11 protein-coding genes are annotated in these 14214 nt (G+C 38.2%); 7 read left to right on the top strand and 4 right to left on the bottom strand.

All coding sequences use genetic code 11. The annotated features are described in order from the left end of the window. Positions 1 to 132: 132 nt before the first annotated feature. Both ACOI1D_RS18610 and ACOI1D_RS18605 read left to right on the top strand, forming a co-directional pair. Complete coding sequence (locus ACOI1D_RS18610) at positions 133 to 2850, top strand: PD-(D/E)XK nuclease family protein (RefSeq protein ID WP_422503367.1); 2718 nt, start codon at positions 133 to 135, stop codon at positions 2848 to 2850. Further along, positions 2847 to 6071: a UvrD-helicase domain-containing protein gene (locus ACOI1D_RS18605; protein WP_422503366.1), complete on the top strand. Its 3225-nt coding sequence runs from the start codon at positions 2847 to 2849 to the stop codon at positions 6069 to 6071. Before ACOI1D_RS18610 ends, ACOI1D_RS18605 begins: the two co-directional genes overlap by 4 nt. A 350-nt stretch (positions 6072 to 6421) precedes the next feature. Here ACOI1D_RS18605 and ACOI1D_RS18600 read toward each other — a convergent pair whose 3' ends face one another. The 3 genes from ACOI1D_RS18600 to ACOI1D_RS18590 all read right to left on the bottom strand — a co-directional run bounded on the left by ACOI1D_RS18600 (position 6422) and on the right by ACOI1D_RS18590 (position 9043). Continuing rightward, positions 6422 to 6931: a toxin-antitoxin system TumE family protein gene (locus ACOI1D_RS18600; protein WP_422503365.1), complete on the bottom strand. Its 510-nt coding sequence runs from the start codon at positions 6929 to 6931 to the stop codon at positions 6422 to 6424. Further along, a complete protein-coding gene (locus ACOI1D_RS18595) occupies positions 6915 to 7682 on the bottom strand; it encodes a DNA-binding protein (RefSeq protein WP_422503364.1) in 768 nt (255 codons plus the stop codon). The genes ACOI1D_RS18600 and ACOI1D_RS18595 overlap by 17 nt, the downstream gene beginning before the upstream one ends. 842 nt (positions 7683 to 8524) lie before the next feature. Beyond that, complete coding sequence (locus tag ACOI1D_RS18590; protein WP_422503363.1) at positions 8525 to 9043, bottom strand: hypothetical protein; 519 nt, start codon at positions 9041 to 9043, stop codon at positions 8525 to 8527. 314 nt (positions 9044 to 9357) lie between these two features. Between ACOI1D_RS18590 and ACOI1D_RS18585 the strand changes: the two genes are divergently transcribed. From ACOI1D_RS18585 to ACOI1D_RS18565, 5 genes are all read left to right on the top strand, one after another. After that, positions 9358 to 9792, top strand: coding sequence for a MarR family winged helix-turn-helix transcriptional regulator (locus ACOI1D_RS18585; RefSeq protein ID WP_422503362.1), 435 nt, complete (start codon positions 9358 to 9360; stop codon positions 9790 to 9792). Continuing rightward, complete coding sequence (locus ACOI1D_RS18580; RefSeq protein WP_422503361.1) at positions 9789 to 10340, top strand: NADPH-dependent FMN reductase; 552 nt, start codon at positions 9789 to 9791, stop codon at positions 10338 to 10340. Before ACOI1D_RS18585 ends, ACOI1D_RS18580 begins: the two co-directional genes overlap by 4 nt. A 357-nt stretch (positions 10341 to 10697) precedes the next feature. Further along, positions 10698 to 11249 carry a sigma-70 family RNA polymerase sigma factor gene (locus ACOI1D_RS18575; RefSeq protein ID WP_422503360.1) on the top strand — a complete coding sequence of 184 codons (552 nt, stop codon included), beginning with the start codon at positions 10698 to 10700 and terminating at the stop codon, positions 11247 to 11249. Next, positions 11233 to 11919 (top strand): hypothetical protein, encoded by a 687-nt coding sequence (locus ACOI1D_RS18570; RefSeq protein WP_422503359.1) that lies wholly within the window; start codon positions 11233 to 11235, stop codon positions 11917 to 11919. The genes ACOI1D_RS18575 and ACOI1D_RS18570 overlap by 17 nt, the downstream gene beginning before the upstream one ends. A 176-nt stretch (positions 11920 to 12095) precedes the next feature. Further along, positions 12096 to 12578: a DUF2321 domain-containing protein gene (locus tag ACOI1D_RS18565; protein ID WP_422503358.1), complete on the top strand. Its 483-nt coding sequence runs from the start codon at positions 12096 to 12098 to the stop codon at positions 12576 to 12578. Between the two features lie 551 nt (positions 12579 to 13129). Here the strand turns inward: ACOI1D_RS18565 and ACOI1D_RS18560 are convergent. After that, a complete protein-coding gene (locus ACOI1D_RS18560; protein WP_422503357.1) occupies positions 13130 to 13945 on the bottom strand; it encodes an MBL fold metallo-hydrolase in 816 nt (271 codons plus the stop codon). Positions 13946 to 14214: the final 269 nt, after the last annotated feature.

The following is a 14214-nucleotide window of genomic DNA, read 5'->3' as shown; positions in this document are numbered from 1 at the left end:
AACTTATTTAAAAGACAGGCGTAAATAAAGAACAGAAGTTATATGAGACATCACATTTTGAGTATTGTAACAGAGTTGTTAGACACGGCAGATGGCGACGTGAATTTGATTTTAAAAAGGGAGGTCCATATTTTGGACGTAATACTAGGCTATTGGTTAGATTCTACCACCTATCCAGACGCGCTAGGGCATAAGGAAGCATCTGTTGGGACAGTTGTTACTGGCTTTAAAGGTTTGTTCGGAATCTTAGAAACACAGTTAGGGCTTACTTCCCCAGAGGTATCAGAGAACCTGCGAATTGCAAGTTGGCAGGAGCTGCTTGGTAGTCACGCTTCAGAAGAAAAGCCTTATGCAAAATCGTATCAGACGGATTCGTGGAATACCGCAAAAGAGTTGCTGCGCCGACGTGATGAATTAGTGTTAGCGGGTTGGGACCCGGAAAAGCACGTTGGAGGAAGTGATTGGATCCAAACTCTGGCGGATCTTGAGCTTGCTAACAAAAATAAATTGCGTGGTTTCCCTGATAGATTACAAGCATTACTGCAAGCGCTCAAACAAGCAAAAAGGAATCTAGATATCGATCAAATTATAATTGTTGAAGAAGATGAAAAGCTTTGGGATGTGTGGGCTATTCAATTATTAGATATGCTGAAAAACCTCAATGTTCAAGTCATCAAACACACACCTCAGACAGAAAATGATAACTCCGATCCATTGAGTGACCTATCGCTTCTTCAATCTGTTCTTGCAGGCGATTCAGAGCCAAAGGAAGCTAGTGGTGATGAGAGCTTGCTGCTCGTACAAGCAGAGCAGGAATGGGATGCAGCAGACTTCCTCATTAGCTGGTTACAGGAAAAAGGTTCAGACCACACGATTTTAATAAAAGGAGAAGGTTCTTTGTTTCTTGATGAGCTTCTCCATCGGCGGGGAGTTCCAGCTATCGGAACATCAGTGCCATCTAAATGGCGTGCGATTCTACAAGTATTACCATTAACAATTGAAACCTACTGGCAACCACAAAGGGTTGATCAACTACTTGAGCTATTAACGATTCCTTCTTCACCCGTTCCAGGGAAAATTCGCTTTAAACTGGCAAAAGTATTATCCAATGCTCCTGGACTTGGCGGACCAGAGTGGGAGATGGCGATTGAAGAAGGAATCAAGGCATACGAAGAATTGTGGCTAGAGGAAGGCCTTAATGAATCAGATCTGAAGAAAAAGAGAAAGAATCTAGAAGATAAACTTGCCCTTTGGATTCAACACGATTATTTTGATCCATATGTTGGTATGCCCGTTGAAAAGCTATCGCACATTTGCCAAAAATTAGGGCAATGGGCAATGGTGAGATTCCAGCTCACACGTGACACCACCTATGAACAAGTGATGAAGCATGCAACCGAAATCTTGACAGGAGTGAAAACCCTAGGTGTAGAAAACATTACCCGGTTGCAAGTAGTCCGAGTGATTGAATCGGTGATTGGAGAAGGTGCTCCGTTACCAAATAATGAGCAAGAAGCTTCCAAATGGGAAATAGTAAAACAACCAGGGGATATTTGGGACCACGGAGAAACAATACTGTGGTGGGGGTTTCATAAAAACATGTCAGGACCGAATATCCGAACGTGGTCAACAAAAGAGCGCACATGGCTTGAGGACCAAGGGGTTTTACTAATAGGGGAGGATGTAAAACGTCGTAGAGAAGCAGCTTCATGGCAACGTGCTGCCCGATTAGCGAATCGACGGTTGATCTTGATTGCTCCGACAAAAGTAAAAGGGGAAGAACGGACGATTCACCCTTTTTGGGATGAAATTCGTTTTGCCGTAGCCAGAGAAGATACAACTGTAGATAAACTGACCCTGAATGCAGGAGAATTGCGAAAAGCGTTGCAAGGTAACTTAGAAGAAAAAACGGTTGAGCGTGTGCCATTAGAATCTCGTGCGCTTCCACAGCCAATAAGATCGTGGCGTCTGCCGAGAGATGTTGTTCAACCGCAAAAGGTCGAATCGGCAACAAGTATGGAAAGCTTAGTTGGATGCCCCGTTCAGTGGACGTTCAAGTACGCCTCAAAAATTAGGCAGGGTAGCATCTTGTCTCTACCGAATGAGTCGATCATGCTTGGAAACCTCGGTCATAAAATTTTAGAGACATTGATAGAAGAGAAAACGAATTGGGACACGGACGAGGTAAAATATCGCGGAGGAGAATTATTTGATGAATGGGTTCCGAAGTTAGCTGCACCACTATTGAAACCTGAAAAGACCAGGTTACTGAACCAAACGCGATTCGATCTCCAAGAGTCATTGAAGAAATTTTTCCTAGTGTTAAATGAGGCGGGAATAAACATTCATCATACAGAACATGAGCTGCAAAAGCCTTGGGATCACAATGTGGAGTTTAAAGGAATATTGGATCTCGTTGGGGAAACCCCGTCTGGAAAAAAGATGTTGATTGATGCAAAATGGTCCAAAAGAACACAGAACTATAAGAAGCGTATAGAAAACCTTTCTGTTCAATTGACGTTGTATCACTGGCTGTTATCCGATAATTCTTCTGATGAGTTGCCGGTTGCTTATTTTATGTTAAGTAGTGGTGAGTTTTTTGGACGGCCACATGAAGAAGTACCAAAGAAGCACCACGTCGAAAGTAGTCCGTCTCTTATAGAATCCTATCAAACTGTAAAAGAATCCGTTCAGGAAGTGTGGACACATTTGGCTGAGGGGACAGCAATTGCGACAGGGGTTGCTGCGGAAAACCCGGATGATGACAAAATATTTACGCCCATCATTGATCCCCCATGTATATTTTGCGATTACAAAAATCTCTGTGGTGTAAGGAGGGTGAAAAAATGACAGGCAAATTAAAAATGCTAAGTGCTGGTGCAGGAGCAGGGAAGACAACGCGGTTAACAAGCGAAATTTTGAAATCGATAAAACATGGTGTGCCGCCAGAGAACATTGTAGCCACAACTTTTACAAAAAAAGCCGCAGATGAGCTGATGGAACGTATACGGATTAAGCTACTAGCAGAAGGGGACGCAACCGCAGCTGCTCGAATTCTAGATGGTTACATGGGCACGATGAATAGCGTGTTTGGTCGCCTGTTAATGGAGTTTGCCTTAGAGCTGGGGTTATCACCTGTTCAAAAAGTATTGGAAGACTCGGAAGCTACGACTTTGTTTGAGAGTGTTGCAACAGACAGTATTGATAAAATTAATAGGGACTACCGTCTCGTCTTTGTACGTCTAGGCTTAGAAGACTTTCCGGAAACAGTGCTCAACATAATAAAGCTTGCTAGGCAAAACGGGATGCATTCAATGGACGTAAAGGGATGTGCTGACTATTCTTGGGCACGTATGAATGCATGGCTTCCGGAGCCTATGGACAATGCAGAGGTATTAGATCAAGCACTTCGAGATGCATTAAACGTGGCGATTGGACAATTCCCAATCGAGGATAAGACGAAAGCGACCACAAGTGCAATTAATGAAATCAAAGCTTCCCTTCACATGTGGGAACGATATGGTACATTGTCCTGGCAGCATTGGGCAAAATTGATGAAACTTAAGCCAGGAGCAAAAAGTAGGGGGGTATTGTCTCCAATACATGCTGCTGCCTCAATTCAGGACTGTCACCCAAGGCTTCACAAAGATTTGAAACACGCTATGTTTGCTTTGTTTCATTGTGCGGCTGAGGCGATGGATACATATGCAGAAGAAAAAGGGAAGCGTGGTTTAATTGATTTTACAGATCAAGAAGCATTAGCATTAAAGCTATTGCAGGATGAGGCGTACCAAGAAAGATTAAAAGATAGAATTACAGATGTTTTCATTGATGAATTTCAGGATTCCAGCCCGCTACAAATGGCCTTGAATATGCAGTTGCGAGAAATTGCTGATCAAGCGACATGGGTTGGGGACGTAAAACAAGCGATTTATGGATTCCGTGGGACGGATCCAGAATTGATGAATACGGCAATGGAAACTATTCCTGATCTGGATATTGAGGTATTGGATATGTCCTATCGATCTCGTAAATCCCTTGTTACTTTTGTGAATGATTTATATGTACCTATTTTTAAGATAAAAGGAATGACAAAAGAGAAGGTTGCTTTAGATCATAAGCGTGACGATCAACCTCAGCAAGCTTTAGCAATTGAAACATGGTCTTATTCCGATTCGAAAAACCAAACTGCTGATGCACTGCATTTAGCCTTCGGTGTGAAGCAAGTGCTCAGCAATCGGGACGACTATCTCGTTGTTGATAAGGTGACGCGTGAGCTCCGTACCTTAAAGCCTGACGATATCGCTATCTTATGTAGGTCTAACGAGGATTGTTGGAAAGTGGCAGAGGCCTTGTCTGAGGTCGGGATCCCGGCAACTGTTGGAAAAAATGGCTTAATGGCAACGCCTGAAGTAGTTTTTTCTATAGCCGCTTATCGATATTTAATCGATTCGAATGATACCTTAGCATTAGCTGAAATCATTCATTTTTCATCTGAAAAGTGGGGCGAGGGACGCTGGTTATCGGAATGGTTAGACGAGGAAAAGCGGATGGATATTTTTAAGAGAGAAGAACCGATTCAGCGTTTGGATGCGGTTCGAGTGAAAATTAATCAAATGAGCCCTTCAGAAGTACTGGATATGGCACTTGTTGCGGCAAATGTTGACGACGTAGTTTTAAGGTGGGGAGGTGGCGAGCAGCGGTTAGCCAACTTAGATGCCCTTCGTAAATTAGCAACACAATATGAAGAGATATCATCAACCAATGGCACAGTGGCAACGACAAGTGGTTTCTTATTTTTCTTAGACAGGGCTGAGCAGGACAAGAACTTGAATCTTGTTGCGGAGTCGGCAGATGAGAATGCTGTTCATGTGTTAACATACCACAAGGCAAAGGGATTGGAGTGGCCTTTTGTTATTTTAAATTCCTTGGAAAAGTCATCAGTCCGCAGCAAGCCGCCGGTATTTGATCAAGTTACTGCCGTAAGTACAACAACATTTCAAGTAGAAGCACCGCTAGAAGGGAGACAGCTATTTTACTGGCCGTGGCCGTACGGAAAACAAACAGCGAATGTTAGCTTAGATGGCTATGTGGAAAAAGCCCCTGAGCTACATCGAAAAAGACAGCTCGACTTGGAGGAAAACCAGCGATTAATGTATGTTGGAATGACAAGAGCTAGGGATTATCTTGTTTTTGCAACACGAGATTTTTCAAAGGTTGACTGGTTAGATGAATTAACCGACGAGAGCGATCATCCGGTCTTGGGGAACTTAGGAGTTGCAAACGAAGCAGTTGATCAGGAAAACTTAGATGGAACTATTCTTGTGAATGGAAATGCGCATCCTTGTGAAGTGAGAATCCTGTCCATAGAGGAATTGGAAGAAGACACAATCGGATCAGTGGCATCCTTCGTATATGTTGGAAAAAGAGGGGAGCAAGAGAAATTCGAAGCTGCAAGGTTCCGCCCGAGTAGACATGCAGAAGAGATTTTAGGTGATGGTGAAAACCCGGAAAATGAGAAAGCTTACGGAAGAATTCATCGAATTGGCACGCGACTTCCGTTATCAGGCACCCCTGACATGGTATTACTTGGAGAAGTTATTCATGGATTTTTAGCAGCGGATGACCCAACAAAGGCATTTGAAGAAAGAGTGGCAATGGCAAGAGCGATAAGGGAGAGGTATGATACCTATGCCATTTCTGAACAATCGATGGTCCAAGCTGCGGACTGCTTGGAAGCGTTCGTGGCTCAAGAATACCCTGATGTAATAGAACGTCATGACGAATGGTCGATTCACTTACGAAAAGGTCTCCAAAAGGCATCTGGCTGGATAGACATGCTATTAGAGACATCAAAAGGCTGGATAATTATCGATCATAAATCCTTTCCAGGTAAAGAAGCAGACTGGCTAAGTCGGGCGACAAGCCATCTGCCGCAGTTACAAACTTATGCAGAAGCTATTTATAAAGCGACGGGAAAACCAGTATATAAAGTGTGGATTCATTTGCCAATCGTTGGTGCAATGATCCACTTCGCGAAGGAAGACATAAAATTACCAGTGCAAGAGTAGTAGTAAGAGTGGTACCTGTTTTAACAGAGGTTACAGGTACCCTTAATGTGTTGAGAGCAATTTTTGATATGTCGGATATGAAAGGGGAAATGTTAACATTGCACTAACTTTTGAGTACAGCAAAAGCATGATGAGGACATCAAAGCAAATTGGCTGGATTGAGTTCGAAGTAATGTAATTGTCCAATCGCTATCGGTACACTTCAATGAGCTCGTTAACCAGGAAGCATAGGAACCGCCCCCTTGCTCTCTTTTAAGGTGCAAGAAAAAGCAGACCAAATCATATTGATTTGGTCTGCTTTTTTGTATGTTTCTCCTCAGAAACGAAAATGTGATACCTATAAAATAGTTTTAAGGTTTATATTCTTGTCCGCTTCTAATATAATGAGCAACAAATTCAAACGCTTCATCCAACGTCCAAATGGACCAGTTGTCTTTCCGTTTACTCCATTCCTTTGGTACATGATGGTGATGATGTGGCTCTGACGACACTATAAATTCTTCCGGAGTCTTTGGGTCATCATGTGGGTCATTTCCCCAAGCAGATATATGAAATGACTGTATCCCCATCTTTGGAATGATAACTTTCCACTGATATGAATACTTTCTTACATGATCGTTCTCATCATACTTTTCAATAACATGTATACCTGTTATTCCGTGAACAGGGTGTTCCTTTAATGGGAATAATGCTGATAATATCTTTGGTGTTAGCTTGATATTTGGATAAATGTATTTATCGCCTTGTATATCTGTAATATACGTGCTTGTAACAATATCGCTATATTGTTGGTAAATGGAAAGAATATCGGCAGGAAGGAGGACTTCGTTAACATCTGTATGATTAGAAATCGGTATCATTCTCCGGATCCCGAAACATTTTTTCTTTTAGTTCGGTATATTCTTCCTCTAAACTTTGCCATTCATAATAGTCAGCCAAAGTATTCATTCCATCACCATCTATAGATGGAAATGCTTGTTTAACGGTTGTTGCTTGGTATTTCATTTGAAAGTCTACCAATTCATCCATAACGTCTTTTAATCGTTCTCTTGGAGTCTGATTTAATATCTTCTTCTTTTGATAGAATGCTTGAATTTTAATTGAATAGAACGGGTCTTTCCAAATATAAATCATATGTTTTGGTATCCGATTTTGTGAGCTATGGTCAATATACTCAAATCCTTGTTTTACATATTTGTTAAGAGTAACCGTAGATATGCCTAAAGCTTCTGCAGCTTCTTTGGGTTTTAACAAATAGGAGTCTTGGTATTCAAACTCAATTTGTTGGCCACCAATTTGGTAAAACCATTCCTCAAAATCAACTTTTAATTTGCCAAACTCATAATCTTCCAGAGGACCCATATGATTTATTTGATTTAACCATTTTATTAAAGCTTTGCGATTTTTATCCGATTTAATAAATGCTTCATTAAAATTATCGTCATTATAGTCTAGAGAAATACTTTTTAATCGTTCTTTAAAGTTCCGTAACATTGAAATAAAGATTTGACCGAGGATATAGCTTGTTTCTTTCTGTATCTTTGGCATATTTAGATGTTTGTAGGCTAAGTCAATTTCCTTTTCTGTTTCTTTAATAACAGCTAAACTCATGATTATCACCTCTCCTCACCTCCATTATACTATTAGTTAATGAAAAGTCAATTTCATTAACTTAACGTTTATTTGTTTTCATTAACTATAGTATGAACATTGGCGGTCAAATTATACATATTTTTTCCTTTTCCTATATAAATATAGTCCTCTAATTAGAAGGTACGTTTATAAAGATTAGCCCAGTCAAAGATCCCTTTTTATTTTTGTTGGTGAGAGGTGTTGTGAAACCCATAGATAGCAAGTGGTAGAGAAAAAAGCATAGAAATAACTGTAGGGAAAAATAAAAAGTAAGATTATCTGTATGAAAAATTTGACAAAGCCCATGTTAATCCCACGTTTTAGATGTTCAGACGAATCATCTTGAATTTGTAGGAAAGAAATATCAAAAAATATATTTTCAATAACTTGTTCTTAATAAAGGAATATACTAGTAGTAAGTCGAATATTTAATTACTTACATCTAGTTAAATCGCAAACAGATGAATAAGATAATAAATTAATTTTAGTTGTAACACTCGTTATTGGTTTCGCGTTACCATCTCAATATGTTATGCGGCTATAGATTCAAACAAAGAGTTAAAAAAGGACTACAAAATTTTGATGAAAGATGTAAAGGATAAGATCAGAAGAATAAGGGTGGGGAAGAGTAAATGGCTGTATTTGATATAGAATCTTTTATTGCGCAGGGTATTATGTTAGGAGTAATAATTATAATAGGGTATGTAATTTTCTCCCGTAGGCGTAAAAAACATAGGCGGGAATAAGTCTAAATTAAATAGTAAGTCAAAAACGCTGAAATTCACTTTCAGCGTTTTTGACTTACTATTACTTTTTATTTCTCACAGGTTAAACATGTTTTTAAATGTCTGCATAGTTGCTTCCTGCTCTTTTCGTGAACTCTCCGGAGCTGTATCTTTGATGAATTTATCAGTTAAGATAATATAACGATTGAGGACCATCACTTGCTGCAGAGCCATATGAATATGAATATTACGGACATTTTCAGCTTTCATCCTTAATCCTGAATTGAAATTTTTGTTAGCCATCGTTTCCGTAAAAGTTTTAAGTTCTGTTAGAATATTCTCCTGACTCATGCCTAAGGAAAATTGTTGACAGTTTAATTGAACAGGTTCCCAATTATTTAAGTAATTGATTCCGATGGTTTCATTTTGAACTGGATCCATAAGAGCAACCATAACTTTTACGTGATTTTGCATAATCATGTATTGCTCTGTCGCTACCTTCTTAATCTCTGGATCTTGAATGCTACAGATATACGACGCTAATTTATCCATTTCAGCTTTATGAACAGGTAGGTGTTCAGCCATTAAACTTAAGTCAATCATTTTTAGAATCATAACGGTCATCCCTCCTTACCTTTATGTATTCCTTGGAATTAGAATCGTGACTGAAGTTAGAAGTGGATGAACTGAACTTAACTTAAAACGTTAGATGATTATCCCTGAAAATAAGTGGGGATGAAAAGGAGAGAGTTTTTGATGTTGGCTATCAATACAGTTCAATGAGCTTGCTGCCCAGGAAGCATAGGAACCGAACTGCCCCCTTAATTTCCAGTTTAGTACAAGTCGATTTTTGACAAAGATACTTAACTGCCATATTGTTGATATATCAACATTGTATAGTCAACGAATTAGAGGAAGGTGAAATTCTTTTGAACCTAGATGAACATATTGGAATTTTGGTTCGTAATGCGCATTTGAACATTTCAAGTTATGTAAAGAAGCAATTAGAACCTTTTAATCTTGCTCCAGAACAAAATTTAATAATGATGATGCTTTGGAAGAAAGATGGAATTTCACCTAACGAATTCTCTTGCGATCTGAATAAGGACAAAGCCAACATTGCACGAATGATTGCGAGTTTGGAAAATAAGGGATTCATCAAAAGAGAAGATGACCCTTCAGACAAACGAACTTTCAAGGTTTATTTAACTGAAGAAGGTAAACGCCTTGAAAATTTGGTTGTACCAATTCTGAGAGAAACCAACAAAACCGTAATGAATGGAATAACTGATGACCAGTTCCTTGTATTACAAAATCTACTTACAAAAATGAGTACCAATACTTTAGGAGGTAATAAATTATGAATATCGTTACAATCGTGGGAAGTCTGAGGAAAGATTCTTATAATATGCAACTGGCTAAAACAATGGAAGAAAGATATAAAGAAAAACTAAATAGTAACATTGCCGACATCCGTTCTTTGCCTCATTTTGACCAGGACGAAGAAAACAATCCTCCGCATGCTGTAAAGGAATTTAAAGAAGCAATTTTAAATGCTGATGGGGTTATTATTATTACACCAGAATATAATTGGTCGATTCCCGGTGTTTTAAAGAACGCTTTAGATTGGGCTTCTAGGGTAGACAAAGTATTCATTGGTAAACCAGTAATGATACTGGGTGCAACCATTGGAATGCCCGGAACAGTTCGTGCTCAAATGCATTTGCGTCAAATTCTAGGTGCTCCTGGTATTCAGGCTAAATTACTTCCACCAGGAGGAAATGAGGTACTAATCGGTTTTGCAGGTCAAAAATTCGATGAGCAAACAAATCGATTAGTAGATGAAGGAACGCTGAACTTCCTAGATAGTAAAGTAGATGCGTTTGATGATCTTGTAAAGTCAGTAAAATAAACAAGGAATCAGCTCAGCTAAATTAAAGCATAGTGCCTGTCATTCGAAACTATTCTGAATAGTTTTAGTGACAGGCACTTGTCAATATTTAAGTAAAATATAACCAGGTTACATATGTGTTATAAGTTTAAGTAGATGCTATTAAATTAACACCGCTTACTTCAACTAGTAGATATTAAAATATGAATCAGATAATTAATAAACCCTTGATTCTCTTAGTTGTGAAGAGTGTCGTGACTTTGGTGTTTTGGATATCTTAAGTAAAAGCGGTTAAAATCCCGAGCGAATTTTTTAAAAAAATGGGACTTTTTTAAATTTCCACCGTCTAATGAGTAAATAAAGAAGGTAGGTGATCAAATGAAAGAGGAAAATCTACATAACAAATTATTAGAAAAAACAAATGAAGAAATTATTCACTACATAATTTTTACATACGGGGAAGAAATCAAACGCCTAATTATCACATACGTCAAAAGTTATGATGTCGCTGATGATATTTTTCAAGAATTTTTGATCAAAACATATAACAGTTTAAGTGGATTTCGATCCGATTCCTCGCTTAAAACATGGCTTTATCGAATTGCAATTAACAAATGTAAGGATTATCTTAGATCTCCAATTCATCGTTTGATTCATTACACGGATAAGTTGTCATCTATAAAAAAAGAAGAATCAGCCGAAGATGCGTATCTGGAAAAAGAAAACAACGAACAACTTGCGAGGACTGTCTTGTCGTTATCTATTAAATATAGGGAAGTTATGATTTTAAAATACTACAAGGATCTAAGCATTCAAGAAGTTAGTGCTGCATTAGGGATTAATGAATCTACTGTTAAAACAAGAATTATGCGGGGGAAAAATAAATTGCAAAATAAAATAGGAGGTGCTGATATTGGGATTTCCAAATAAGAAATTTAAAAAAGAAATGGATCAATACATTGGGTCAACTCCTTTAGTGACAAATAAAGATACAAAGAGATTTGATGAGTGGTTAAACCAACCAAGCATAAAAAGAGAAAAAAGATATATATTTCCAAGAGTGCTTACGGTTCTCCTATTGTTAGGGTTAACTGTCGGAATATATGCGGCATTTCATGAAAATATCACCAATTTTTTAGCTGATAACAAAAAAGTAACATTAGAAGAACGCATTGCAGATTACCCCGAAAGAATTAAAGAAAAAATTGAAAAGTTGCCTGAAGAATTTAAAGAGAATATGGGAGTTCCTACAGAATTACCTGAGTCCTATAGTATTGCAGATTTTGGATATACAAGACAACCTTTTGATGACCCAAATGGAAGAATTGTTCATACTAGTTTTATATACGCTGGTGGTAACACTAACATTTTACTCAATACGAGATATGGAGAAGCAACTTCTTCACAAGACGATTATGAATATGAAACAGTTACATTAGATAATGGGATTGAAGCAGAAATAACAACAAGTGAGAGTAGCTTATCCTGGGTGAATAAGGATGGTAATCATCACATTTTATCGTTACTTGTTCCACCCGATACAACTGACCCCGATGTTACTATAGAGGAATTAATAAAGATGGCCAATTCAATGGATTAAATAGGTCATGTGAAAGACATTTGTAATTCATTTTCTGTAATACAGCATCGAGCTTGTGCTGCATGGATGAATAAATGGGTATTTAGTTGAACAAGAAAGAGCTTGAAGCTACGTTCAAGCTCTTTCTGTTATTTAAAATAAAGCACATCTTCTAATTTGATAGAGGAGGTGGATAAATGGGTTGTTATCCAACTGCACAAATTTGTATGGGCGGCCATGCTATTACTGATTCGTTGGAAATATCTCCCGAATTATCTGCTAATTTTTGCGACCTATGTGGGCGTGAAACAATAAGTAAGTGTCAAAAATGTGATACCAATATTAGAGGAGATTATAATGTCGATGGGGTTGTTGCGCTAGGTGGTACATATAGTGCCCCTAAATATTGCCACGATTGCGGATCCTCTTATCCATGGACTAATGAAGCTTTGGAAGTGGCTTATGATTTGGCTGATGTTCTGGACGAATTATCTGATGAAGAAATAAATAATCTGAAAATTACCATAGATGAGTTAGTTCAGGATGGTCCTAAAGCAGATGTGGCTAGTGCCAAATTTAAGAAGACAGTTTCTAATTCAGGGCCGAGCATAGCAAATTCATTTAATAATATCCTTAGTGGGGTACTAAGTGAAGCTATTAAAAAATCAATATGGGGATAGTGTATTTATAAAAGTTTCTTCATGGGGTCTTCTCTTTCTACCAAATAGATCGTCCTTCTAAGATAATCATAGTGCCTGTCACCCGAAACTAATTTGAATAGTTTCGGGTGACAGGATTTGTCATAAGTTATGTTATACGTAAATAATCCGCATAATTATAATGATAAACAAGTATGGAATTGGCAATAAAACTACCATGGTTAGGAAGGCTTGAAGGCTTCCAGTCTCCTTACGGTTTCTAACATAATATATAAGGTTCGGAATAATAGATATTACCCATAATTGCGGTAAGGCCATAAGTATTAAATTAAAGAAGTAGTCTTGCCTTGTGGCACTCATCATTATATTTACTAACAATAAGATGCTTAAAAATATGTGGAGCGGTGACAGCTTTATGTTGTATTTCCAAAACTTCTCAAACATATCCTCACCTCTTCTATGAAACTATAAACGGATTGAAGGGTTTCTTTATTTTTTCCATAATAGAGGGCTTTTTGAACAACCTCTTATAGAGTCACCATCATATACACTTTCTGAGGCTGCAAAAAAACCTAGCTGTAATTTTCGTTTAAAAAAGACCTGATCATATGAATCGTATCCCATTCCCCCATTGAAAAGGATGTAATCGGATATTTCTTTTTAAAGACCTTTGATTGAATTTCCGCTTCACTGCATCCCTGTTTATGAAGGGAGCGTATCTTTTCCTCAAGTCCCCTTAAGTAATTAAGCTTTCTTGTCAATGCCTTGCGCCCGTCCTTTACATAACCGGCATGGCAACAGAACATTTCGTCAAAATCATATGCTAATACCCTTTCAATTGAATGCATAATCGTAGGCATGCTTTCCTCGCGCAGGATGACCTTTGTTCTAGGGGTAACGTATAAATCGCCCGAAAACAGCTGTCCTGTCTCCTGGTTTAAAAAGGATAAGTGATCTTTTGCATGTCCTGGTGTTTGAATCACATTCCACACCGCATTCCTGGAGGTAAATGTTTCAGCTATCGGCTGTGCCTCAAAAGGTCGTCTCCTCCCCCAGAATAATTTTCGGTATAGTGGATAATTCGCTTTCCGGGCACAATATTCAATTGTCATTTCATTCATGTACACAGGTAGCCCGTATTCTTTTTGTACATATCTGGCCCCGCCGGTATGGTCTTCATGATAATGGGTAATCATTACCTGATCAACATCCATTTGCGTGAAAAAGTTTTGAAACTGGGGAAGTAAGGTTTGGGAGCCGGTATCAATTAATACACCATCAACCTCAAAACAATACACATTTAACTTAACACCGCCAAATGACACCAGACCATTTACAAATCGGACATTGCTGACTTCATCCATACGTGAATTCCTTTTTAGAAACATCCGCTCACCTCTTTATCTATAACTGTAGGATACCATAAAGTGAGTGACTATTCATTTTTATGAATAAATAACGGGAAATCTCAACCTGTGTCATTTTTATCGAACTTTTTGTACAACCTCTATTAAACAAATGGGCGCATATTGGTTACTTGACATAATTTAATTATAAATATAAACTAGGTTACATTAAGTAACTAAATAAGGTCAAAAATTATATGATTTAACTAATAACTAGGAGGAAATAATATGAATTTCCACAGTAAACCAAC

This window comes from Virgibacillus sp. DJP39, assembly GCF_049310925.1.
In the GTDB taxonomy this organism is placed as follows: Bacteria; Bacillota; Bacilli; order Bacillales; family Amphibacillaceae; genus Virgibacillus_F.
This window is presented reverse-complemented; position numbering and strand designations above follow the sequence as displayed.